Origin of the sequence: Micromonospora sp. NPDC005254 (assembly GCF_042872525.1) — a bacterium.
In the GTDB taxonomy this organism is placed as follows: domain Bacteria; phylum Actinomycetota; class Actinomycetes; order Mycobacteriales; family Micromonosporaceae; genus Micromonospora.
Genome location: NZ_JBIAKM010000011.1, coordinates 139128 through 162124, shown reverse-complemented (window position 1 = coordinate 162124; position 22997 = coordinate 139128). Strand labels below are relative to the sequence as shown.

At 71.2% G+C, this 22997-nt stretch carries 17 protein-coding genes and 2 tRNA genes; 5 read left to right on the top strand and 14 right to left on the bottom strand.

Annotated features, from left to right (window positions below; all coding sequences use genetic code 11):
* Positions 1–48: 48 nt before the first annotated feature.
* The gene (locus ACFYPR_RS29110) at positions 49–2829 is read right to left on the bottom strand and encodes a BTAD domain-containing putative transcriptional regulator (protein ID WP_387263673.1); all 2781 of its coding nucleotides are present in this window, start codon (positions 2827–2829) and stop codon (positions 49–51) included.
* 139 nt (positions 2830–2968) lie between these two features.
* Positions 2969–3361 carry a YciI family protein gene (locus ACFYPR_RS29105; RefSeq protein ID WP_387263575.1) on the bottom strand — a complete coding sequence of 131 codons (393 nt, stop codon included), beginning with the start codon at positions 3359–3361 and terminating at the stop codon, positions 2969–2971.
* A 253-nt stretch (positions 3362–3614) separates the two neighbouring features.
* On the opposite strand from ACFYPR_RS29105, the gene ACFYPR_RS29100 reads away from it, so the two are divergent.
* From ACFYPR_RS29100 to ACFYPR_RS29090, 3 genes are read left to right on the top strand one after another with little or no spacing between them, the layout of a single operon-like run.
* Complete coding sequence (locus tag ACFYPR_RS29100) at positions 3615–4487, top strand: PhzF family phenazine biosynthesis protein (protein ID WP_387263573.1); 873 nt, start codon at positions 3615–3617, stop codon at positions 4485–4487.
* Positions 4487–4819, top strand: a complete 333-nt coding sequence (locus tag ACFYPR_RS29095) for an SUKH-3 domain-containing protein (RefSeq protein WP_363939752.1) — start codon at positions 4487–4489, stop codon at positions 4817–4819. The genes ACFYPR_RS29100 and ACFYPR_RS29095 overlap by 1 nt, the downstream gene beginning before the upstream one ends.
* Positions 4807–5157, top strand: coding sequence for a hypothetical protein (locus ACFYPR_RS29090; protein WP_387263570.1), 351 nt, complete (start codon positions 4807–4809; stop codon positions 5155–5157). The genes ACFYPR_RS29095 and ACFYPR_RS29090 overlap by 13 nt, the downstream gene beginning before the upstream one ends.
* A gap of 245 nt (positions 5158–5402) precedes the next feature.
* On the opposite strand, the gene ACFYPR_RS29085 is transcribed toward ACFYPR_RS29090, so the two are convergent.
* On the bottom strand, positions 5403–5645 hold the full coding sequence (locus tag ACFYPR_RS29085; protein WP_387263569.1) for a hypothetical protein: 243 nt from the start codon (positions 5643–5645) through the stop codon (positions 5403–5405).
* A gap of 570 nt (positions 5646–6215) precedes the next feature.
* Between ACFYPR_RS29085 and ACFYPR_RS29080 the strand changes: the two genes are divergently transcribed.
* Positions 6216–6371 carry a hypothetical protein gene (locus ACFYPR_RS29080; protein WP_355064096.1) on the top strand — a complete coding sequence of 52 codons (156 nt, stop codon included), beginning with the start codon at positions 6216–6218 and terminating at the stop codon, positions 6369–6371.
* 1366 nt (positions 6372–7737) lie between these two features.
* On the opposite strand, the gene ACFYPR_RS29075 is transcribed toward ACFYPR_RS29080, so the two are convergent.
* The 7 genes from ACFYPR_RS29075 to ACFYPR_RS29045 all read right to left on the bottom strand — a co-directional run bounded on the left by ACFYPR_RS29075 (position 7738) and on the right by ACFYPR_RS29045 (position 14868).
* Entirely contained in the window at positions 7738–7977 is a 240-nt protein-coding gene (locus ACFYPR_RS29075; RefSeq protein ID WP_363940420.1) for a hypothetical protein, read from the bottom strand.
* Between the two features lie 279 nt (positions 7978–8256).
* Positions 8257–8333 (bottom strand) — tRNA-Ile (locus tag ACFYPR_RS29070).
* Between the two features lie 61 nt (positions 8334–8394).
* The gene (locus ACFYPR_RS29065) at positions 8395–10083 is read right to left on the bottom strand and encodes an insulinase family protein (protein ID WP_387263566.1); all 1689 of its coding nucleotides are present in this window, start codon (positions 10081–10083) and stop codon (positions 8395–8397) included.
* The gene (locus ACFYPR_RS29060; RefSeq protein WP_355135250.1) at positions 10080–11027 is read right to left on the bottom strand and encodes a hypothetical protein; all 948 of its coding nucleotides are present in this window, start codon (positions 11025–11027) and stop codon (positions 10080–10082) included. Before ACFYPR_RS29060 ends, ACFYPR_RS29065 begins: the two co-directional genes overlap by 4 nt.
* A gap of 54 nt (positions 11028–11081) precedes the next feature.
* Complete coding sequence (locus ACFYPR_RS29055) at positions 11082–12320, bottom strand: FAD-dependent oxidoreductase (protein WP_387263563.1); 1239 nt, start codon at positions 12318–12320, stop codon at positions 11082–11084.
* Complete coding sequence (locus ACFYPR_RS29050; RefSeq protein ID WP_387263561.1) at positions 12310–14433, bottom strand: MMPL family transporter; 2124 nt, start codon at positions 14431–14433, stop codon at positions 12310–12312. The genes ACFYPR_RS29055 and ACFYPR_RS29050 overlap by 11 nt, the downstream gene beginning before the upstream one ends.
* Positions 14434–14795: 362 nt before the next feature.
* A tRNA-Asn gene (locus ACFYPR_RS29045) sits at positions 14796–14868 on the bottom strand.
* 293 nt (positions 14869–15161) lie between these two features.
* On the opposite strand from ACFYPR_RS29045, the gene ACFYPR_RS29040 reads away from it, so the two are divergent.
* Positions 15162–15575, top strand: a complete 414-nt coding sequence (locus tag ACFYPR_RS29040) for a hypothetical protein (protein ID WP_354854578.1) — start codon at positions 15162–15164, stop codon at positions 15573–15575.
* 81 nt (positions 15576–15656) lie between these two features.
* Here the strand turns inward: ACFYPR_RS29040 and ACFYPR_RS29035 are convergent, their stop codons facing one another.
* From ACFYPR_RS29035 to ACFYPR_RS29020, 4 genes are all read right to left on the bottom strand, one after another.
* Positions 15657–16664, bottom strand: a complete 1008-nt coding sequence (locus tag ACFYPR_RS29035; protein ID WP_354854580.1) for a sugar phosphate isomerase/epimerase family protein — start codon at positions 16662–16664, stop codon at positions 15657–15659.
* 213 nt (positions 16665–16877) lie between these two features.
* Positions 16878–17381 (bottom strand): ATP-binding protein, encoded by a 504-nt coding sequence (locus ACFYPR_RS29030; RefSeq protein ID WP_354854582.1) that lies wholly within the window; start codon positions 17379–17381, stop codon positions 16878–16880.
* A gap of 493 nt (positions 17382–17874) precedes the next feature.
* Complete coding sequence (locus tag ACFYPR_RS29025; protein ID WP_387263558.1) at positions 17875–19989, bottom strand: ThuA domain-containing protein; 2115 nt, start codon at positions 19987–19989, stop codon at positions 17875–17877.
* A 61-nt stretch (positions 19990–20050) separates the two neighbouring features.
* Positions 20051–22906: a PQQ-dependent sugar dehydrogenase gene (locus ACFYPR_RS29020; protein ID WP_387263555.1), complete on the bottom strand. Its 2856-nt coding sequence runs from the start codon at positions 22904–22906 to the stop codon at positions 20051–20053.
* Positions 22907–22997: the final 91 nt, after the last annotated feature.

Sequence of the window (22997 nt, the reverse complement as noted above, 5' to 3'; positions counted from 1 at the left end):
CCGGGCCGGGCTGAAACGGCCCGGAAACGGCGCTGAAAGCGCGGGGCGTCAGGACAGCCGGGTGACGTCGAGCTGTTCGAGGTCGGCGCGCAGCGAGTCGGCGTCGGCGTCGCCGAGGTCGTCGAGGATGCTCAGGGCGCGGCGCCACGCGGCACGGGCGGCACCCAGGTCGGCGAGCGCCCGGTGGCTGCCGCCCAGATTGACGTACGTGCTCGCCACCGCGTACCGGTCGTGGACCTGCGCGAAGAGTTCGAGGGCGTGCTCGTAGCAGGCGACCGCCCGTCGGTCGTCCCCAAGCTGGTGATGGGCGTGGCCGAGGCTGTCCCACGTGTCGGCCTGTCCCTGCACGTCGTCCACCTCCTGCAACATCCGCAGCGCCTCGCCGCACGACGTGAGGGCACTGTGGTAGTTGCCGAGCAGCCCCTCCTGCCAACCGACGGCGTTGAGGGTGTACCCCTGCCCGGCCCGGTTTCCGGCCCGCCGGAACAGCGTCAGCGCCCGCCGGGAGTGGCTGAGCGCCTGGTGGTGCCGCCCCTGCCGCTCGGCCAGCTGACCGAGGTTGAGGCAGGTGTGTGCCCGTCCGGCGTCGTCGCCGACCTCGGTGAACAGGTCGAGCGCGCGCCGCAGGTGGTCGTCCGCCTCGTCGTACCGCCGGAGCCGGGAGCAGGCGAGACCGAGGCTGCGGTGGGCATGGGCCTGCCCGGCCTGGTCGCCGATGCGGGACGCGGCGGCGAGAGCGATCCGCTGCGTGCCGAGCCAGTCCTGCCAGTGCCCCTGCCGGTGCAGGAAGCCGGCCATGGCCCAGGCGAGCCGCCAGGCGTGTCCCTCGAACCCGGACCGCGCGGCGAGCGGTACGGCGGCGAGCAGAACGGGGACCTCGGCGGTGAACCACGCCGTGGCGGCCGACTTGTTCCTGGGGTACTCCGCCGTCACGCCGGGCCGGGGCGGCGGAAGGCTGATCTCGCTGAAGTGCGGGTGCAGTGCGAGGTCCGCGGCGTGTGCCGTGCGCAGGCAGTGGTCCAGCAACCGGTGCACGGCGTCCTGTCGGTCGGCCGGTGACTCCGCGTCGTCGGCGAGGCTGGCGGCGTACGCGCGCAGCAGGTCGTGGAACGCGTACCGCCCGTGGGTGTGCTCGGTGAGGAGGTTCGCCCGGGTCAGCTCGGTGAGCAGCGGACCGGTCGCCGTCGGGGTGACGCCGGCGAGGCTGGCCACGGCCGGGGCGGACACGTCCGGGCCGGGATGCAGGCTCAGCAGCCGGAACAGTCGGACCGCGGGCGGGCTGAGCGTTCGGCACGACCAGGAGAACACCGCACGGACGTCGGTGGCCTCGTCGCCTCCGTGGAAGGCGTTCAGGTCGCCCAGTTCACCGGCCACCGCGGCCAGTGAGAGGCGCCGGTTGGTGGCGGCTCGGGCCGCGACGATGGCCAGCGCGAGGGGCAGCCGCGCGCAGCGGTCGGCGATGTCGTCGGCCGCGGCGGGTTCGGCGGCGACCTGGTGCGCCCCGAGCCGGCGGACCAGCAGGTGGCGGGCTTCGTCGGGGCTCAGCAGGTCGAGCATCACCGGTTGGGCGCTCTCGGTGACGACCAGCGGGGTGAGCTGGTCCCGGCTGGTGATGATCGCGAGGCAGTCGGGTGAGCCGGGCAGCAGCGGTCGGACCTGTTCCGCGTCGCGCGCGTTGTCCAACACCACCAGCAGACGCTTGCCGGCCACCGCCGTGCGGTACAAGCTCACCATCAGGTCCGGTTCGCTGGGCATCCGCGCCGCCGCAACGCCGAGCGCCTCCAGGAATCCGTGCAGCGCTCGCGCCGGTTCGGTCGGTGTGGCCGCCGGGTCGAAGCCACGCAGGTTGACGTAGAGCTGGCCGTCGGGGAAGCGCCCGGCCGCGCGGTGCGCCCAGTGCACGGCGAGCGCGGTCTTGCCGACGCCCGCGGTGCCGGACACCACCACGGCGCCGCCCCGGTCGACGAGCGCGTCCAGGGCGGCGAGTTCCGCCTCGCGCCCGGTGAACGTCGGTACGGGAGGAGGCAGTTGCACCGCCACCGCCACCGGCCGTGCCGTCGGCGTCGGGGCGGGCGCGGCGATCGCGGTGTCCTGGCGCAGGATGGCGCGCTCCAGATCCCGTAGCCGCGGACTGGGGTCGATGCCGAGGTTGTCCCGCAGGGCGTCGCGCAACCGCCGGTACGTGGTGACCGCTTCGCCCTGTCGGCCGTCCCGGTACAGGGCGAGCATCAGCTGCGCGTGCAGGTGCTCGTCGAAGGGATGCTGCCGGACGAGCCGTTCCAACCCGGGGACGAGCCGAGCATGCTCGCCGACCGACAGCCGGGCCTCGGCGAGCGCTCGTTCGGCCTCCAACCGCAGGCGTGCCAGGTGTTCCGCCTGCTCCTCGAGCCAGGCGGACCCGGCCACGTCGGCCAGCGGCGGTCCGCGCCACAGTGCCACCACCTCCGTCAGGTGGGTCACCTGTTCCGCCCGGTCCGTCGCGCGGCGGGCCAGTTCCAGGAGGTGCTCGGCGACCTGGACGTCCGTGGACTCCGGCCCGGTGTTGAGCACATAACCGGGTCGACGTGCCACGATCGATCCGGGCTCGCCGAGCACCCCGCGCAAATAGGAGACGTGGCGCTGGAGCGTGTTCTCCGCGGTGGCCGGCAGGCGCTCGCCCCAGACCACGTCGATGAGCCGGTCGACGCTCACGACCCGGCCCGCGTGCAGCGCCAATGTCGCCAGTACCGCCTTGCGGCGCAACCCGTTCACCGCCTGCGGGCCGTCGGCGGCGACCACCTCCACCGGGCCGAGCAGCCGGACGCGTACGCCCGCGCCAGCCATCGACATCACCGAATCAGGCTAAATCCGCAGCCCGCAGGCTCGATCTGTTCGTCGCGCAATGGACACGACGCCGGATCTGCCCGGTGTACGGGCCGTTGCGGGTGTCGCCTGACGTGCCGTCGTAGCGGGTCACGCGGGTCCTCGATCAGACCCCGTCGGGCCGTCGCCCCCGACTGGCGGCCTGGCGGATCATCTCGTCCGTCTCGGGATCGGGCATGAGCTCCCGGACGTCCTGCGCGCAACGGCACGAGGCCGCGACCTTGGCAGCCCACGCCAGCGCGTCCCCGCGTGTGGCCACGTCGACGACCGCGAAGCCGCCGACGACCTCCCTGGTCTCCGGGTAGGGACCGTCGGTGACCGTTCCGTCCGTGGCCACGATGCTCGCCTGCTGCCTCTCCAGTCCGGCGCCGAACACCCACACGCCAGCGTTCACGGCCTCCTCGACCACCGCGTGCGAGGCCTTGCCCACGTCGGGCCAGTCCTCGGCGGGGATGTGGTCCATCGCGCCCTCGTTGAACGAGATCAGGTACCGCGGCATAACACGACTCCCTCGTCCCGGCGGTCTCCTCCGACCGCCTCCTGTCTGTACTACGAACGGCTCGGCACGGATTCGACGCTACGCCGCGCGGCCGGATCGAGGGGTCCCACCGAGCCGCTCCCGACGGTCGTGCCCGGCGCTGTCCCGGCTACTGGTTACCGTGTCGGGAATCGAAGCATCGAGAGGCCACTGCTGGCCGCCCTCGACCTGTTCGGGTGCCGCTGGAACCTCCGGATCATCTGGGAGTTGCCCCATGGGGTTGATCGTGGTGGATGCCTGCACTCGCGACGGACGAGGCGGTAGCCCTACCGCGGTCGTGATCGACGACGCCACCCGCACCGACGAGGAGCGGCGCGCTGTCGCATCGACGGTCGGCACCTCCCACACCGCATTCGTCGACAGCAGCAGCGAGGCCCTGCCCCGCGTACGGTTCTTCACCACCGAGGGAGAACTCCAGAACTGCGGCCACGGCACCATCGCCGCGCAGGCCGTCCTGCTGCACCGTGCCGGCGGCACCCAGCACCACGGCCTCCAGAGCACCGGCAACCGACTCGTCGCCGTGACCGCCACCCGCCGGCGCGACGGCATCGAGGTCTGGTTCGAACAAGGCATCATCACCCTGTCGGACCGCACCGACCCTGCCAGCAGCGCCATCATCGCGGCCCTCGGTCTGACGCCGAGCGACATCGTCGCCGACGACCTGCGGGTCGCCTCGCCCGGCACGCCCCGGCTTCTCGTCCGTGTCCGCGAACGCCGGACGCTGTCAGCGATGCGGCCTGATCCGGCCCGGCTGGCAGCCGAGTGTCGCCGGCTCGGCTATCTCGGCTGCTTCGCCTACGTGCTCGCGCCGACCGCGGGACCAGCCAGCGCCCGCATGTTCGCCCCCGCGATCGGTGTCGACGAAGACATCGTCAACGCCAACAGCGTCGGCTGCCTCGCCGCCCACCTGCTCGACACATCCCGCACCAGCGACATTGAAGTCCACCAGGGCGACGCGCTCGGTCGTCCGTCAGCCGTCTTCGCCACCGCGACACAGACCCGAGACGGCATCGTGGCCAGAATCGGCGGCCTGGTCCACCACCCGAGGGCCCAGCGCAACGCGTTCGACCTGAGGGAGGTGCGGTGATGCGGGGGGACGACCGCCCGCTGCCGGACCGCGCGGCTCAGATACTCGGGATGGCGGGTTGGACGCCACGCCGCCGGGTGGACGTCGGCGAGCGGAAGCAAGGGCTCGCCCCGGAGGGCTTTGCCATGCACGCTCCGGCTCGTGCCTTCCTGACCGAGTTCCGCGGGCTGGTCGTGCTGGTGAGCGGTCCCGGTCGGGACTCCGCCCGCATTGGAGTACGGCTCGCCGTCACGGCACACCTCGCCGGAGGCGGTCCGCGTACCGCCCAGCTGATCTCACGGGCTGCGCCACCCGCCTACCCGGCTGTACCGTTTCGCGAGTGGAACGGCTAGCGAACCGGCGCCGGGACCTCGCCGGATGGTTGGTGACGCCGCTGTTCACCCTCGTGGCGGCTCCAGTGTTGGCCGGCATCGTCGGCGTGTTGGGAAACTTCGGGGACCACAACGGCCCGCCGGCCCTGTGCAAGAAGGCCGTGGCCGACAACATGTGCGAGGAGACGAGCCTCGGGGTGATCGGCACGCATCTGGCGATCTCGGGTGCCATGTGGTTGCTGCTCTGGATCATCCCGTGGTGGCGAGGTCTTCGCACCGTGCGCGTTCTGCTCGCCGTCGCCGCGACCGTTGTTCTTGTACTCCTGCCGGTGCGGATGTTCGACTGGTCCATCCCGTAAATCTGACAGCCTGCGTCGCGTTCCGGAGGAACTGCTGGTACCTCTCGCGCCGCTCGAAACGCGGAGTTTGAGCTGTTGAGCGCAGCCGGCAGGCAGGAGACGCTTGACGCAAGGAGGAGTCCGGTCGGCCCCGTCGGTCGCGTCGTAGGGTCGCCGGAGCACCCGGTCTCTCGGCTCGATCCGGAACAGGCCAGTCAGGCCTGCTCCGGTCTCCCACACGACGGTCAGTCTGGTCCAGCCGGAACCTACTCTGCCCCGATGCCGGCGGCCCGCAGGATCTGGCGGACGCGCTCACGGCTGTAGCCGGTCCGCTTGACTAGGTCCACCTGTCGCGCGCCAGCCCGGTACTCCGCGACCATGGCGCGGTGCAGCTCGGTGCGGGCGGTCTCGACCCGAGCACGGGCATCGGCCTTGATCTGCCGGGCGGCCTGCACGGCATGTTCGTCTGCCTGTGGCAACGCCTCCTCGGCGGCCTTCAGCGCACGCATAGCCCCGTCGAGATCCACTTGGCCATCTTCGCCCGCAACGGCACAGGCCAACCATGCCGGGGGGTACAGTAGGCCAACTTGTCTGTTTACAGATAAGGCCAAGTCGAATACCGTAGTGAGTTGGCAGCGTTGATCGACATCCCTCGGTTCGCGCTGCGCACGCTCACCGGGGGACTTGATCGCACATCGGAGGTGCGACCCATGCGGGATCTACCTTTCACCCTGAAGGACTGCGGAGAACGAGCGACCCACCGAATCGAGGTCTACAGCGGCGCGGCGGACCGCAGGTCGTCAGACGCGGTGGCCTACGTCTGCCCCACCCACCCCGATCCGGCGACCCGTGCGATCGCATCGGCTGGGTTCACGGCGTCCGTCGCGCCGGTCTCAGGGCGGGCGGTCACCCGAGGATGCGGGAGTGTCCACGTGTTTCCCACTGGCATGTTGGCGGCCCCGGACCGTCACCCTCGGTGGTGTGACCGGAACGGGTGCGTCCGGCGCGGCGAGCACCGGTCACGGATCTCGGACGTCGACACCAACCGACCCGAGGCGTCGATCCTGACCGTCGGTCTGGTGCAGGTAATCCACCCGGCGGTGGAACCGGTGGTGGCGTTGACGGCCACCGACGGCACGGCGTCTGACCGTGTGGTGTTGTCGATCGGGCAGGTCCGGGTGTTGCGCTACCGGTTGGCCACGTTGTTGGACGCAGCCAAGGGCGGCAGGCGGTGACGGCACGGCGGGGCCGGCGGGTGCCAGTGGACGACGCGCGGGTTGTGTTCAGGTCCGAGACCTCGGCGCGGATGCCGTTGCAGCGGCGGCCGACCGAGGCAGGCGGTAATTGCGCCACCGGGTGGGGGCGTTGGGGCCGACCGTAGCGCTCGCACCACGAGTAGCACTACGGAAGATCGGCGAACCAGTGTTGTGCTGCTGGGGCGGGCGGGACTCGAACCGGTGACCGAGCGATTATGAGATCAAAATACCCGCCCCGCCGACCTGGGCAGATGGGCGTCTAGCAGCGGAAACCCTTCTCGACATCTCCCACCACTCCCCGCTGTCGGTCGGCCTCTTGCGGACTAGATGCGGACTGCGCGGTTCGGAGCGTCAGTTTGGAAGATCGAGGTTCATGGCCGTGAGATGCCCAGAACGCCTGCATACGGCGCTGGGTGTGTGGACCCGTTGATCCCGCTCGTGACCGCCGGCGGCCGCGGCTACTGGCACGCAGATGGCACGCCGGCCACTGGCCCTACGGCGGGTCGCCCTCCAGCGTCCACGCCGTGAGCCGCGTTTCCCAGTTCCCCGGGTGGACGGTCCGGCTCCCGTCGCCGTGCTCGATCCTTAGTCCGCTTGGCTCGGTGCGGTAGCGCTCGCCTGCCTGAATGAATACTGGGGGTTGCGGAACGAGCCAGTAGCAACCGCCGCCCCTTAGCTCCTCCACGAGCAGCATGCGGTTCGCACGCTGCCACTCGCTCCAGCGTTGATCTTCTGCCATGCCGTCAGTAGAGCACTCGGGATGCCTCACCACTGCCATCCGCCGTCGACAAACCCGAGGGCAACAAGCGATCAACCGGAACCGGTGGAGCGAATCTCCTCGTCGGGCAGTCGTAGACCGTCCAGCCTCCCCGGTCGGGGACAAGGTGGAGCGCCCTACCGGACGAACGACCTTGTCCCCGACCGGAGAGGCTGGTAGCCCTTGTGGTGCCCGGCGAGGTGATTCGCGGCGGGGTCGCTGAGGAGGGTCGGGGTTCGGGGCGGAGCCCCGAGGTCTTCTAGGACCTGGTGCTCCATAAGCATGGCCGGCCGGCCCGGCAGACTGGTTGCTGCTCTGGATCATCCCGTGGTGGCGAGGTCTTCGCACCGTGCGCGTTCTGCTCGCCGTCGCCGCGACCGTCGTTCTTGTACTCCTGCCGGTGCGGATGTTCGATTGGTCCATCCCGTAAATCTGACAATCTGCGTCGGGTTCCGGAGGAACTGCTGGTACCTCTCGTGCCGCTCGAAACGCGCCAGCGTAGCGGCGAACACCGCCGCCGCCGAGCCGAGCCCCGGCCTCTTGTGGACCAGATGCGGACCGCACGTCCCTGGGACGACGGGTTACCCGTCATTCCGGATCATCAACCCAACCCATGCTGGGATCCTCTTCGTCGTGCGACGTTGCGATCACCTGGTCCCATGCGTTGACGATGGCTGCGGCCTGCCGCTCGCTTCGGGCCAAGCCGCTGAGCAGGACGTTGTTCTGATAGTCGAGGATCTCGAAGCGCCATCGATCGAGTTCCGGCCGGCGTTCCAGCGTTGCCCAGAAGTGGCCGGAGAGATCGCTGGGGAACACCTCATCTGGCACGTACCACGCCTCCCCCTCAAGCCCATCTCTGTCGAAGATCCCCGTCGGAGGCGTCGGATCCCGGTGCTTGGCGCGGTCTGCAATCGGCCGGGGCGCCGGCCGATTGCCGACGCTTGCGCCGCCAGCAGGCCGAGCGCGGTCGGCGCGGCCCGCTTGCGGGCCGCCTTGATCGGGCGGCGGGTCGGGCTGCTGCGGACTCAGTGCGGACTGAGGGCGTCGGTCCGGACCTCGACGCGGTCCGTCCGGGTCGTCGGCAGCACGACTGACCTGGGAAACCGCTGGTGGGGCGGGCGGGACTCGAACCCGCGACCGAGGGATTATGAGTCCCCTGCTCTAACCGGCTGAGCTACCGCCCCGACACCGCGCGGATCTTATCCCGCTCGGTGGATCACGGGCCAGCACCGGTGTGGCCCCGCCTCATCCCCGCCGCCGTCGCCACAGCAGCACGATGGGCAACGCGAGGATAACAGTGAGCAGCCAGGCCGCCACGACGACGCCCCAGAGCCATTCCTCGCCCGGCTCGGTGCCGGCGGCGACCATGACGTACGTCAGCAGCAGGCTCACCGCGCCCGCCAACAGGACGGCCACGCCGCTGACCACGATGGCCGCGATCTCCCACCAGGGGCGGTCGGCGGGCGTCGCGGCCGGTCGTTCGGCGGCCGACGGCTGCGGGATGGAGTCCGGTGTGCGGGCCGGCATGGCGATGTGCCGGTCGGCGGGCACCTGGGCGTCGATGACCGGAAGCGCCGCCGGGTGCAGGTTGAACATCGTCGGCTCGACGTGCAGCACGATGGCGTCCGAGCCGATCAGTTGCCGCGCCCCGTCGGGCCAGGCGAGCATCGCGGAGCAGTCGGCGTACCGGACGGTCAGCGGCCCGTCGGTGCCCAGGTAGGTCACCCCGTCCACGCCGATGCGGAGCGCGCCGGCACCCTGCTTCGCCGCGTACGTGGTGCCGTCGACCGTGTCGCTGGAGTGGGTGGGCGCCGCGACGAAGCCGGCCCAGTCGGCGCGGAGCCCGCCCGGCACCATGAGCAGCGCGGACGACGTCACCTCACCGGCCACCTGGCGCAGGTCGGCGAGGCTGACGGCCTTCAGCTCGGCCCGGTGCTCGTCGATGCTGAGGTTCGGCTCGCCGGTCAACACGTTGAGGGCGTACCCCGGCAGTCGCGCGGCGTCGATCTCGGCGGTGCCGAGCACGTCCTCCCGCTTGGCGATGGTCGCGTCCAGGTCGGCCTGCTCGATCCGCCCGACCCGCAGCTTCGCGAGCACGTCGACGAAGCCGCCGAGCACGGCGTCCTGCTTCTCCGCCAGCGCGTCGGCGAGCGCCCGCAGCGTGGCGTACCCGTCGCCGCGCGGCTCGTACCCCGTCGTGGTGGTGTAGGAGAGCCCGGACTCCTGGCGCAGCGACCGGTACAGCTCCCGCTCCAGCACGCCGGAGAAGACGGCCGCAGCGGTGCTGCGCCGCACCACCGAGTCGAGCACCACGGCGCGGGCGCCGTTGACGAAGTACGCCGGGGTCTGCGGCAGCGCCGACGAGACCGCCGGCACCGGCTGACGGACGCCGCTGGGCAGCGCGAGGCGTAGCCCGGCGGGCACCCGGTCGCCGGCGATCCAGAGCACCGCGTTCTCCCGGGTGAACGAGCGGGCCGCCCACTCGCGCAGGTGGTCCGCGGTGAGCGCGCCCAGGCCCCACTCCGGGTAGCTGCTCAGCCCGAAGTCCCGCGCGCCGTGTCGCCACAGCGGGATGTCGTCGATCGCGGCGGCGCCCCGGCTGCTCCACTCGGTGCGCAGGATGTCCTTCTCCACGTCCAGCCGCGCCACCGGCAGGTCGGACAGGTGCCCGCAGACGGCGGTCATGAACGCCGCGATGTCCGCCTCGGAGCCCTGGGTGTGGAACATGGTGAACGCCGGGGCGGTCACGCCGTTGACGTGGTAGTCGGCCAGGCCGAGCGGTGCGAGCGCGAGGTGCTCGATGAGGTGGGTGATGCCGGCGCGGCTGAGCGTCTCGTCGGCGGTGCCGACCCGGAAGGTCAGTCCGGCGCGCATCGGCCCGCCGGTGGGGGCGAGCAGCGTGGGCACCCCGTCCACGTCCAGGTGCTGGATCATGACTGGCCACCCTTCGCGTACGCCTTCGCGCGGTACTTCGTGAAGCCCTCGGCGTCGTCGACGTAGGCCCAGGGGTATTCGGTGCCCAGGTTGCCCAGGGCGGTGAACTGGCTGGCGGCGGCGGGCCACTGCTCGGTGAGGCTGAACATCAGCGCGAACGTCGAGCGGATCCAGACCCAGCCCGGCCGGTCGACGAAGTCCGCGTGCAGCACGGATCGCTGCCCGGCCTGCATCACCTCGTCCACGACGGGCGTGCTGCGCACGTACGCGGTGCGCTCCCGGTCGGTGTCGAAGTCCAGCCAGCGTTCCAGGTGCGCCTCGGCGACCAGCACGGCGTTGGGCGCCCCGGCGGGAGCGGCCTGCGCGCACTCGCGGGCGAAGGCGAAGGCCCGGTCCCAGTCGCCGCTCCACTTCGGGCAGAGCTGCTGGAGCAGGGCCGCCTGTGCGGGGGCGTGGTGGGGGTGGTGCTGGGCGAGTCGGTCGTAGCGGCGGCGTGCCTCGTTCTGGCCCAGTTGCAGACCCCGGGCGATGATGATCCGTTCAGTCCAGGCGGCCGCGTCGTCGGGGTACCGGGCGGTGACGTCGATGAGCACCCGCTCGGCGCGACGCAGGTGTTCATGGAACTGTTCGAACTGCGACCGGCTGACGTGTCGGGCCCGGTAGGAGCTGCGGATCCGCCAGCCGTCGCAGATGAGGTGAGTGCCGTGCAGGGTGCCCGCCAGCCTGTCGGTGGGGTCGTCGTCGTACACGCGGTGCAGGAACGCCGCGGACCCGGCGTGGTCGCCGGCCTCCCTGACGAGCAGTGTGTGAAAGGCGGGGTCCCGGTCGGCGAACACGGCCCGGACGGCGGGCCAGTCGGCGGCGTCGAGCGCCTTGCGCAGGTCGTTGACCTCGGGGTACGCGGCAGCGGCATCGAAGGTGGGCGCCGGGAGGGGGGCGGGCATGGCGGCGATCATAGGTGATCAACTACGGCCGCGGGGCCCTCGTTCGAGGCGGGCTCAGCCGGCGCGCAGCTCCTTCAGCACCGCCCCGGCGGCACGCCAGCCGCTGGCGAGAGCGCCCTGGATCGATGGACTGTCGCGGTGGTCACCGGCCACGAACAGCCCCTCCCCCATCGACACGGGCTTGCGCAGCCGCCCCTGCGGCGGCGGCGCGGCGGGCAGCGCGTCCGGGACGACCACTGTGGTGAGGTGGGTCCAGTCGGCGGTGGATCGACCGTACAGCCGGGTCAACTCGGCCCGGATGGTCGACTCGGGCGGGGCCGTCGGACCCACCACCGACGTGGCCACGAGGTGCCGTCCGGCGGGCGCGTACGTGCTGACGGCGTTGCTGAGCACCACCGTGTTCGCGACGATCTCCCGGCGGTCGCCGTCGACGAGCAGGATCGGCTCGGCGAGCGGCGGCTCGGGCGCGCTGTGGTAGTACGTGGTGTAGCTGTGCATGCGTACCGCCGCCAGGGCCGGCAGCAGCGCGGCCGCGGCGGGCGGGTCGACGGCGACCACGACGGCTCGGCAGCGGATGTCGCCGGCCTGGGTGCGGACCCGGCCGGGCGCGACCTGCGCGACCGGGGTGTCCCGGTCGAGCAGGTCGGCGGGGAGCGGGTCGGCGATGGCCCGGGGCAGCGCGGCCATCCCCTCGGCGGGCAGACCGATCCGGCCGCGGGCGAACGAGCGCAGCACCATCGCGAGCACGTGGCTGGAGGTGGCCAGCTCCCGGTCGATGAACACGCCGGACAGGAACGGCCGCAGCAGCTCCTCGATGATCGCGTCGGAGAGACCGGCGCGGCGCAGCGCCGTCTCGGCGCTGGTCTCCGGCGCGGAGAGCAGCCGGGACACCGGCAGCGTGGCGCAGCCGGTGGCGAGCGCGGCGAAGCGCAGCCGGTCGAGCAGCGAGCCCACGCCGGCCAGCGCGGTACGCGGCCCGCAGGCCGGTTCGCGCAGCGGGTTGACCAGCCGTAGCAGGTCGTCGCCCCGGCGCACCAGCACCCCGGACGTGAAGTAGCCGAGGTTGAGCCGGTCGGTGTCGAGCAGCGTGCCGAGCCGCGGGTAGGCCGTGTTGAGCACCTGGAAACCGCGGTCGATCAGGTAGCCGTCGACGACGTCGGTGGCGACCCGGCCGCCGAGCCGGCCGCCGGCCTCCAGCAGCCGCCAGGGCACGCCGGCGCGGTGCAGCCGGCGGGCGGCGGCGAGGCCGGCCAGGCCCCCGCCGACGACGACCACGTCGGTCTCAGCCAGCATCGCGCGCCTCCCGCTCGCCGTTCGCCCGGGACAAGCGGCCCGGCCACCAGATCTTCGGCCCGATGTCGTACGCGAGCGCGGGCACCAGCAGCGACCGGACGATGATCGTGTCGATCAGTACCCCGATCGCGACGGCGGTACCCAGCTCGACGAGCACCACCAGCGGCAGGACGGCCAGGGCGGAGAAGGTCGCGGCGAGCACGATGCCGGCGGAGGTGATCACCCCGCCGGTGACGGCGAGGCCGGCGAGCACACCGGCGCGGGTGCCCCGCTTGACCGACTCCTCGCGGACCCGGCTCATCAGGAAGATGTTGTAGTCGATCCCGAGGGCGACCAGGAAGACGAACGCGAACAGCGGGAACGACGAGTCCACGCCGGGGAAGTCGAAGACGTGGCGGAACAGCAGCGCGCAGAGACCGAGGGTCGCCGCGAAGCTGAGCAGCACCGTGCCGATGAGCAGCACCGGAGCGAGGAGGGCCCGCAGCAGCAGGGCCAGGATGACCGCGATGACCACCAGCACCACCGGGATGATGACGTTCTGGTCGCGCTTCGCGGCGTCCGAGGTGTCCACGTTGATCGCGGTGAAGCCGCCCACCACGGCGTCCGCGCCGGGCACCTGGTGTACGGCCACCCGCAGGTCGCGGATGGTCTGCTCGGCGCCGTCGCTGTCGGGCGGGTCGGCGAGCGTCGCCTCCAACTGCACCCGCCCGTCGACGACCTTCGGGGCGGCGTTCTCCTCGGGCGGGCCGGTCTGCGGGCCGCTGGAGAGCGGACGGACGTCGGCGACGCCGCGTACGCCCTGGGCCACCTGCGCCACCTGCCGTGCGCTCTGCTCGGTGGTGAAGATGGTTGCCGGGCTGCCGGTGCCGGCCGGGTAGTGCCGGGCGATCACGTCCTGACCGTCCACCGAGTCGGTGCGCTGGGTGAACAGGTCGGACTGACCGAGGGTGGTGGCGCCGAGCTGGGTCAGGCCGAGCGTGAGGAGAGCCAGGACGACGGCGGTGCTCAGCCAGATCGGTCGGGCGTGCCGGGCCACGAAACCGGCGATGCGACTCCAGATGCCGTGCTCGGCCCGCGGGTCGGCCTGGTCGGCTCGGGGACGTCGGGGCCAGAACGCCCACCGGCCGCCCAGCACCAGCAACGCCGGCAGGAAGGTGAGCATCACCAGCAGGGTGGCGGCGATGCCGATGGCGGCGACCGGGCCGAGCGCCCGGTTCGAGTTGAGGCTGGACAGCAGCAGGCAGAGCAGGCTGACGATGACCGTGCCGCCGGACGCGATGATGGCCGGAGCGGCGCCCCTCCACGCGGTGCGCATCGCGTCCCACGGGCGGTCGTGCCGGTGCAGCTCCTCGCGGTAGCGGGCGATCATCAGCAGCGCGTAGTCGGTGCCGGCGCCGAAGACCAGCACGGTGAGGATGCCCTGTGCCTGGCCGTTGAGCTTGACGATGTCGGCGTCGGCGAGCAGGTAGACGAAGACCGAGGCCAGCGCGTACGACATTCCGGCGGCCAGCAGCGGAAAGATCCACAGGACCGGGCTGCGGTAGACGATCAGCAGGATGATCAGCACCACCACGAGCGTGACGAGCAGCAGTGGCCCGTCGATGGCGGAGAAGACCTCGATCAGGTCGGCGAGCAGGCCGGCCGGGCCGGCGACGTCCACGGTGAGCCCGTCCCGGTCGCCGCCGGCGATGTCGCGCAACTGTTCGACGACCGAGCCGATCTCCTCGCCCTCGGCGTCGTCCACCGGCACGACGACCTGGAGTGCCTGGCCGTCCTCGCTGGGAATCGGCGGGGGCAGCGGGTTGACCACGCCGGGCACCTGGGCGAAGCGGGCAGCGTCGGCGCTCACCCGCTGCCGGTCCGCGTCGGTGATCCCCGCCGGCCGCTCGTAGACGACAAGCGCCGGCACGGTCTGCCGGTCGACGAAGCCGCCGGCGAGGTCCTGGGCGCGGGTCGCCTCGGCGTCGGTGGGCAGGAAGGCGGCGTTGTCGTTGGTGGCGACCTCGCTGAGACGCCCGGCGTACGGGCCGGCCAAACCGCCGATCACCAGCCAGGCCAGCACGACCGCCACCGCGACCAGTGTGGCCCGGCCGAAGCCGCCTCGTCCGGACATTGCGCTCACCCCAAGAATCGACGCATCAATCGACGCAGCTGGAGTCTAGGTCGACATCGACCATCCTGCCGGGCACGGGAGCCGCAAGCGGCCCAAACCTCCCATTCCGCCCCGCGCCCCGCGCCCCGCGCCCCGCGCCCCGCGCCCCGCGCCCCGCGCCCCGCGCCCCCAAGATCGTCACAACAACGGGGATGTTGCTGCCTCAGGCACGCGGGAGGCAGCAACATCCCCGAAGTTGCTGCCACGATCGCGCGGGCAGGGGTTCGGGCCTGCCGAGAGGAGTTGCCGGGGCCGGAGGGCGCGGGACGTGGGGACAGCAGAAACGCCCGTCGGCATGCTGCCGACGGGCGTTGGTGGAGAAGCTCCCCCGATTGGACTCGAACCAATAACCTGCCGGTTAACAGCCGGCTGCTCTGCCAATTGAGCTACAGGGGATCGTGCACCGCCTGGAACCGGATCTCGCCGGTGCCCTGCGACGGGACAAGAGTACAGGACATCCCCCGGTGGTGGTCCAGTGGGTTGCACCCGCAGCCGCCTTGATCCAGATTCGCAGGTCAGCGCCACGGCCTGATCGCAATCGGGGCAAATCGCCATCCCGGCACAAGCAGGCTTGAGCGGGGAGCAGGATGGGTAGTTAGCTGCGGACAGAGGACGCAGGCGCGAATTTGTCGCGCCCGACGGGGCAACCCGCCGGGGGCGACGGCGCGTCAGGTACGGAAGGAGCCGCCATGCGCGGAAAGATCATGTTTCTTGGCGGGCTGGCTGCGGGATTCGTCCTGGGCGCCCGTGCCGGCCGGGAGAAGTACGAAGAGCTCGTGGTTCGGGGCCGCAAGGTGCTCGACCACCCGACCGTCCAGGAGGCGGCCGGGGTCGCGCAGGCCCAGGCCAACCGGCTCTACAGCGAGGGCAAGGACAAGCTCGGCCAGTCCAAGCTGGGCGAGAAGCTGGGCAACGGCAGCACCGGCAAGCAGGAGCTGACCGCCGCCGACGACGCGTTCGCCGGCACGCCCGCCACGGTGGGCGCCAAGGCGGGCTCCGGCTCGACGGGCAGCAGCACGGTCGGCACGACCTCCGGGTCGCCGTCGGCCACCACCCCCCGCACCAAGCCGTCCGGCTCGGGCACCAACGGCAGCACGCTCTGACCCATCCGCACGTAGACGGGCCGGTCGCCTGACGGCGACCGGCCCGTGGTCTGTCCGAACGGCAATCTGTCCGAGCTGTGGTCAGTCCTTGCTGCTGAACGCCGCGTCGAAGGCGGCGCTCGGGGCGTCGAAGGCGAGCCGGCGGACGAACTGCAGCGCCTCCGGGGCGCCGACCAGGCGATCCATCCCGGCGTCCTCCCACTCGACGGAGATCGGGCCGGTGTAGCCGATCGCGTTCAACGCCCGGAAGCAGTCCTCCCAGGGCACGTCGCCGTGCCCGGTGGAGACGAAGTCCCAGCCGCGGCGCAGGTCGGCCCAGGGCAGGTGCGAGGCGAGCCGGCCGCGCCGGCCATCGCCGGTACGCACCTTCGCGTCCTTGCAGTCCACGTGGTAGATCCGGTCGGCGAAGTCGAAGATGAAGTTCACCGGGTCCAGCTCCTGCCAGACGAAGTGCGACGGGTCCCAGTTCAGCCCGAACGCGGGCCGGTTGCCGATCGCCTCCAGCGTCCGCTTGGTCGTCCAGTAGTCGTACGCGATCTCGCTGGGGTGCACCTCGTGCGCGAACCGCACCCCGACCTCGTCGAACACGTCGAGGATCGGGTTCCACCGATCGGCGAAGTCCTGGTAGCCGCGCTCGATCATCGACGGCGGCACCGGCGGGAACATCGCCAGGGTGTGCCAGATCGACGACCCGGTGAAACCGACGACGGTCTTCACCCCGAGCTTCGCCGCGGCCCGCGCGGTGTCCTTGATCTCCTCGGCGGCCCGCTGGCGGACCCCCTCGGGCTCCCCGTCGCCCCAGATCCGGGCGGGCAGGATGTCCTGGTGCCGCTCGTCGATCGGATGGTCGCAGACCGCCTGACCGACGAGGTGGTTGGAGATCGTGAAGACCTCGAGGTTGTGCTTCGCGAGCGTCTCCCGCTTGCGGTCGACGTACGAGTCGTCGGCGAGCGCCTTGTCGACCTCGAAGTGGTCGCCCCAGCAGGCGATCTCCAGACCGTCGTAGCCCCACTCGGAGGCGAGCCGGCAGACCTCCTCGAACGGAAGGTCGGCCCACTGGCCGGTGAAGAGCGTGATGGGTCGCGCCATTGTCCTTCTCCCCTGATGTGATGGGGATTCCGTTGTGCGGACCGGGGCGAGGGTGACCGGTCAGACCGGTACGTGGCACCGAGGCGGAACACCGGTGGATGCCGAGCGCACCTGAGCCCGGCGGGTTGCGCCTCCCACCGGGTCACCGGCCACCGTCACGGTCGCCACCTCCACCCTATTTCCGTTGGGCCCCATCGCGAAAGCCCCGGATCGTCACTCGGCCGCTTCTTCGGGCGCGGGCAGGACCGCCCGGACGGTGAACCCGCCGCCGGGATTCGGGCCGGCGGAGAAGGTGCCACCGACCCGCTCGGTGCGCCCGCGCACCGCGGCCAGCCCCCGCCCGGCGCCCCGGGTCTCCCCGCCCGGCGTCGCGGCATCGGCGCCGTCGTCGCGTACCTCGATGGTGACGCCCTCGGCGTCGTAGCGCAGCCGGACCGCCACCGCCGCGCCGGGGGCGTGTCGACGCGCGTCGGCCAGCGACTCCTCGATGATCCGGTACGCCGCCACGTCGACCGCGCCGGGCAGCGGCCGGGGTGCCCCGCCGAGGCTCCAACGCACGGGCTGGCCTGCGGCGAACTCCTCTGCCAGCGCGTCGAGACGGTTCAGGCTGGGAGCCGGCCCGGTCAACGGGTCGGGCTCCTCGGCCCGGTGCAGCGCGCCGCGGAGGCGGTCTCCCTGCGACCGCACCACTCGGCGCCATCGCGCGAAACGCCCCATGCTGGTCAAGGTACGGCAGCCGGCTGAGAGTAGGCCTCCGGCGTCCAGGCAACGCGCCCAGCGGCTCCGGCCGCTCCGACCACCCCGGCCGCTCCGGCGCTCCGGCCGCTCCGGCCGCTCCGACCACCCCGGCCGCTCCGGCGCTCCGGCCGCTCCGGCCGCTCCGGCCGCTCCGGCCGCTCCGGCCGCTCCGGCCGCTCCGGCCGCTCCGGCCGCTCCGGCCGCTCCGGCCGCTCCGCGATGGATTGTCGAGAGGGGTATACCTGTGAGTCATAAATATGACTCACAGGTATACCCCTCTTCGGTGACATTGGCCTCGGCAAGGACGCGCCCGGTGAGGCGGAGCGCGTTCGCCGACGCTGCGGTTGCCACCAGGAGCGGGTGGCGTCGGGAGCGGGTGGCGTCGGGAGCAGGTGACTCGCAGGCGCCGCCGGCCGTGACCGGCGGCGCCTGCGCGTTCAGTGAGCCCGGTGGGCTCGGCGCGTTCGGCAGGTCAGGGCAGGGTCCACTTCTGGTTGGCCGCGCCGTTGCAGGTCCAGAGGTGGACGATGGTGCTGTCCGCCGAGTTGTTGCCGGAGACGTCCAGGCACTTGCCCGAGGCCGTGTTGCGCAGGCTGCCGTCGGACTGGGCCGCCCAGTTCTGCGCGCCGGTGCCGTTGCAGGTCCAGAGCTGGATCTTGGTGCCGTCGGCGGTGCCGCTGCCGGACACGTCGAGGCACTTGCCGAGCGCCTTGATCGTCGAGTTCGGCGTCACGGTCCAGGTCTGCGCCGTACTGCCGTTGCAGGTGTAGATCTGGATCTGGGTGCCGTCGGCAGTGGCGCCGCTGCGCACGTCCAGGCACTTGCCGGCGAGGCCCTTGACCGGGCCGACCCCGGTGCTGCCGCCGGTCCCCTTGACCAGGGTGAAGTCGTCCACGTCGAAGAGCCCGGTGCCGCTACCGCCAAACGTGAGGTAGAGGTTCTGGGTGCCGGACGGGACGTTGGACAGCGTCGTGGTGACGTTGGCGAACGTCGTCCAACTGCCGGTGTTGGGCACCGTGACCGTGCCGAGCACCGGACCGGTGGCCGAGCCGGTGCGGACCTGGATGGTGCCGCCCGCGCCGCCGGAGACGACCCGGGAGGTGAACGAGGTGACGCCGGTCAGGTCCACGCCGTTGTACGCGGCCCAGTCACCCGGGTCGATGTAGCCGACGGTCTGACCACCGTTGGCGCCCGCCTTGGTGAACGCGGAGACCCCGTTGGCCGAGCTGAACGACTCGGCCTGGATGGTGGTGTTCCCGCTCGGGGGAGGCGTGGTGCCCAGCTCCTTGATCCGGATGTTGCGGAACGAGGCGTCGTCGCCGGTGCCGTGGTTCTGGATGCCGATGTGGCCGGCCAGCGACCGTACCGGATTGGTGTTGGTGAAGTCGTTGATCTTCACCCCGTTGAGGAAGATCTGCAGCCGCTCGCCCTCGACCAGCAGCTCGTAGGTGTTCCACTCCCCCGGCGCGTTGAGCGCCGCGTCGCGGGCCGCGAGGTCCGCGGACTTGAAGGTGTAGACCGAGCCGGTGGTGCGGTCCGCCGCGTCGGTGGCGTCGATCTGGATCTCGTAGCCGTTGTCCACCGCCGACCACGGGTCGCTCGACGGCGGGAAGCCGATGAACACGCCCGAGTTGTCGTCACCGGCCAGCTTCCAGTCCAGCTTCAGCGAGTAGTTGGTGAACTGCTTCGCGCTGTACCAGTACAGGCCCATGCCGCCCACCGAGGTGAGGGTGGCGTCGGAGTTGGTGAAGTTGCCCGGCCCGGCCTGCGACCAGCCGGTGGTGGAGCCGTTGTAGAGCGGGGTGTAGCCGGTCTCGGGCCGGCAGTCGGCCTTGCTCCGGCCGGCCGCGTACCGGATGCCGCCGAGCAGGTGGGCCCGGAACGCCGGCTCGGCGTACGACGCCTGGGTGTGCCCGCCGCCGGTGTAGAAGGACCGGCCGCCGCTGTAGCTCTTGCACCAGGAGTGCGGGTGGTCGGCGCCCATGCCGCCCCCGGAGTACGACGATTCGTCGAGCGTGGCCAGCACGTGTGCGGTGGACCGGGCGTTGGTGCGGTAGTTGTACCACTCGTCGGTGCGGGTCCAGGTCTGCGGCAGGTGCCCGGTGGCCGCGTTACCCCGGTCCTCCACCTTGACGTTGGCCTGCTGGATGGCGGGGTGCGAGGCGAACCACGCGCCGACCAGGTTGCCGTAGAACGGCCAGTCGTACTCGGTGTCGGCGGCGGCGTGCACACCCACGTACCCGCGGCCGGAACCGATGTACGACTCGAAGGCGGTCTGCTGGGTGGCGTTGAGCACGTCGCCGGTGGTGTTGAGGAAGACGACCGCCTCGTACTGGGCGAGGTTGGCGGTGGTGAACGCGGCGGCGTCCTCGGTGGCGGTCACGGTGAAGTTGTTCGCGGCGCCCAGGTCACGGATGGTCTGGATGCCGACCGGTATCGCGTCGTGGCGGAAGCCGGCGGTCTTGGAGAACACCAGCACGTCGTACGGGGCGTCGGCGGCGCTGGCCGGGGTGGCCGGGGTGGTGCAGGCGATGACGGCGAGGACGGCGGTGGTCGCGCCGAGGACGGTTCGCAGGAGTCTGCGCATGTCGCTCTCCTTCGGGACGGTGGGGAGGGGCTCCCGTGTGGCGGGAGCCCCTCCGCTCAGCTCAGGGCAGGGTCCACTTTTGGTTCGCGGCGGCGGTGCAGGTCCAGAGGTTCACCACGGTGCTGTCCGCGGAGTTGCTTCCGGAGACGTCCAGGCACTTCCCGGACGCCACGTTGCGGAGCGTGCCGTCGGCCTGCCCGGCCCAGTTCTGCGCCCCGGTGCCGTTGCAGGTGTAGAGCTGGATCTTGGTGCCGTCGGCGGTGCCGGCACCCGAGACGTCCAGGCACTTGCCCAACGACTTGATGGTGGAGTTCGGCGTGACCGCCCAGGTCTGGGCCGCACTGCCGTTGCAGGTATAGATCTGGATCTGCGTGCCGTCGGCGGTGGCGGCGTTGCGCACGTCCAGGCACTTGCCGCCCAGACCCTTGATCGGACCGGTCCCGCCGACGGGGGCCGAGCCGGTGGTGAAGGTGAACGCGTCCAGGTCGTAGAGCGCGCCGGTGCCCGTACCCGCGAAGGTCAGGTAGAGCGTGGTGGTGCCGGTCGGCGGGTTGGTGATCGCCCCCGTGACAGTGGTGAAGGTTTCCCAGCCGCCGGTCACCGGGACGGTCGCGGAGCCGAGCACCGCGCCGGTGGCCGAGCCGGCCCGCACCTGGAGGGTGCCGCCGGCGCCCGCCGAGGAGACCCGGGCGGTGAACGAGGTGACGTTGCCGAGCCGGTACGGCTGGAACGCGATCCAGTCGCCGTTGTTGATGTCGCCGACGGTCTTGCCGCCCTCGGCCGGGGTCTTGCTGAACACGTTGATCCCGGACGAGCTGCCGAAGAACTCGGCCTGGCGGTGGCGCGGCGGCAGCGTGTGCTGGGTGTGCGTGGTCAGCCCACCGGCGTCGGTGTACTCGGCGTCGAAGATGGCGAAGATGTTCGCCGCGTCGTCGTGCTCACCGTCGACCGGGATGGTGATCGAGCCGGAGCAGCCGGTCTTCGAGGTGATCTGGTGCCCGTGCTGGTCGTGCCCGAGCACGTAGGTCATCTTGACCTTCGTGCAGTCGATCGTGCCGTCCTCCGGGTCGGTCACCGTGATGCTGTACGGCACGGTGTCACCGAAGCTGAACAACTGCCCGTTGCCGGGGTTGTTGATGGTCACCGTGGGCGCGGTGTTGCCGACGCTGATCTGCACGCTGGCGCTGCCGGTGGCGCCCTGCGGGTCCCGTACGGTCAGCGTGGCGGTGTAGGTGCCGTTCGTGCTGTACGTCTTCGTCGGGTTCGCCGTCGTGGAGGTGGTGCCGTCGCCGAAGTTCCACGAGTAGGTCAACGCCCCGCCCTCGGGGTCGGACGAGCCGGCCGAGGAGAACACCACGGTCAGCGGGGCCGCGCCGGAGGTCTTGTTCGCGCTCGCCGCGGCGCTGGGCGCCCGGTTGCCGCCGCCGACGTAGTCGAAGCGGTAGAGCGCCGAGTTGGCGTCACCGTTGAAGTAGCCGGTGCCGTAGTCGAGCACGTAGTACGAGCCGTCCGGGCCGAAGGCCGAGTCCATCACCTGCTTGCCGACCCAGGGAAAGGCGTCGATGGTGCCCCGGGATCCGTCGGAGTTGACGTGGATGGGCTTGATCCAGCCCCGGCCGAACTCGGTGGCGAAGAACTGGCCGTCGAACGACTGCGGGAACTTCGTGGTGGAGGTCGACGAGGCGTTGTAGCGGTAGACCGGGCCGGCCATCGGCGACTCGGAGCCGCCGCCGAACTCGGTCGGGGTGCCGGCGTCGCCGGCGTACCGGATCCAGGCCGGCTGGGCCGGCGGCAGGGTGGTCAGGCCGGTGTTGCGGAACGAGTTGTTGGTCGGCCCGCCGGCGCAGTTGTACTTCGCTCCGCTGGCGTTGGTGGCGAAGTCCCACTCGTTGTACGTCTCGGTGGTGGTGTTCGTGCCGGTGCAGTACGGCCAGCCGAAGTTGCCCGGCGCGGCGACCCGGTTGAACTCGACCTGGCCCGACGGCCCGCGGGTGGAGCTGGTGCTGCCGGCGTCCGGCCCGTAGTCACCGACGTAGACGACCCCGGTGCCCTTGTCCACGCTGATTCGGAACGGGTTGCGGAACCCCATCGCGTAGATCTCCGGCCGGGTCTTGGCCGCGCCGGGCGCGAACAGGTTGCCCGACGGGATGGAGTACGTCCCGTTCGCGTTCACCTTGATCCGCAGGATCTTGCCGCGCAGGTCGTTGGTGTTGCCGGCGCTGCGCTGCGCGTCGTACCCCGGGTTGCGGTTGGTCCGCTCGTCGATGGGCGAGTAGCCGGCGGAGTCGAAGGGGTTGGTGTCGTCGCCGGTGGACAGGTAGAGGTTGCCGGCGGCGTCGAAGTCGATGTCCCCGCCGACGTGGCAGCACAGACCGCGGTCGGCCGGTACGTCGAGGACGTCGACCTTGCTGGCCTGGTTGATCGTGAAGTCGCTGTTGAGGGTGAACCGGGAGAGGCGGTTCACTCCCTGCCAGGCCGAGAAGTCGGTGCCGGTCGCGGGCGCGTCGCCGGCGGGGGTGGACAGCGGCGGCGCGTAGTAGAGGAAGATCTGCCGGTTGCTGGCGAAGTTCGGGTCGACTCCGACGCCCTGCAACCCCTCTTCGTCGTGGTTGTAGACCGACAGGGTGCCGATCACCGACGTGGTGCCGTTCGCGTCGGTGCGGCGCAGCGTGCCGTTGCGGGCGGTGTGCAGGACCGAACGGTCCGGCAGCACGGCCAGCGACATCGGCTCACCCATGTCGGACACGCCCCGGGCGAGTTCGACCTGCTGGAAGTCGGTGGCGTTGATCGTGTGCGCCTGGGCCGGTGTCGGGCTGGCCGCCAGCGTGACCGTGCCAGCCGCGGCCACGAGGAGCAGGGCCGATCCGGTGGAGAGCCATCGTCGGGATCGACGAGGGGGTGCGTCCTTGTTGGACATCTGTGCTGTCCCTTCCTGACGAATGAAGCCAGGCCGGGCGCGCGCCGTCGCGCCGGATGCCGTAGCGGTGGTGGGGTCGATGGGTTACCGC

Coding starts and splice junctions, on each gene's coding strand:
- ACFYPR_RS29020 (WP_387263555.1), bottom strand. CDS start 22,906: ATGTCCAACAAGGACGCACCCCCTCGTCGATCCCGACGATGGCTCTCC.
- ACFYPR_RS29095 (WP_363939752.1), top strand. CDS start 4,487: ATGCGGGGGGACGACCGCCCGCTGCCGGACCGCGCGGCTCAGATACTC.
- ACFYPR_RS29100 (WP_387263573.1), top strand. CDS start 3,615: ATGGGGTTGATCGTGGTGGATGCCTGCACTCGCGACGGACGAGGCGGT.
- ACFYPR_RS29035 (WP_354854580.1), bottom strand. CDS start 16,664: ATGGCGCGACCCATCACGCTCTTCACCGGCCAGTGGGCCGACCTTCCG.
- ACFYPR_RS29025 (WP_387263558.1), bottom strand. CDS start 19,989: ATGCGCAGACTCCTGCGAACCGTCCTCGGCGCGACCACCGCCGTCCTC.
- ACFYPR_RS29055 (WP_387263563.1), bottom strand. CDS start 12,320: ATGCTGGCTGAGACCGACGTGGTCGTCGTCGGCGGGGGCCTGGCCGGC.
- ACFYPR_RS29085 (WP_387263569.1), bottom strand. CDS start 5,645: ATGCGTGCGCTGAAGGCCGCCGAGGAGGCGTTGCCACAGGCAGACGAA.
- ACFYPR_RS29065 (WP_387263566.1), bottom strand. CDS start 10,083: ATGATCCAGCACCTGGACGTGGACGGGGTGCCCACGCTGCTCGCCCCC.
- ACFYPR_RS29040 (WP_354854578.1), top strand. CDS start 15,162: ATGCGCGGAAAGATCATGTTTCTTGGCGGGCTGGCTGCGGGATTCGTC.
- ACFYPR_RS29105 (WP_387263575.1), bottom strand. CDS start 3,361: ATGCCGCGGTACCTGATCTCGTTCAACGAGGGCGCGATGGACCACATC.
- ACFYPR_RS29050 (WP_387263561.1), bottom strand. CDS start 14,433: ATGTCCGGACGAGGCGGCTTCGGCCGGGCCACACTGGTCGCGGTGGCG.
- ACFYPR_RS29030 (WP_354854582.1), bottom strand. CDS start 17,381: ATGGGGCGTTTCGCGCGATGGCGCCGAGTGGTGCGGTCGCAGGGAGAC.
- ACFYPR_RS29110 (WP_387263673.1), bottom strand. CDS start 2,829: ATGTCGATGGCTGGCGCGGGCGTACGCGTCCGGCTGCTCGGCCCGGTG.
- ACFYPR_RS29060 (WP_355135250.1), bottom strand. CDS start 11,027: ATGCCCGCCCCCCTCCCGGCGCCCACCTTCGATGCCGCTGCCGCGTAC.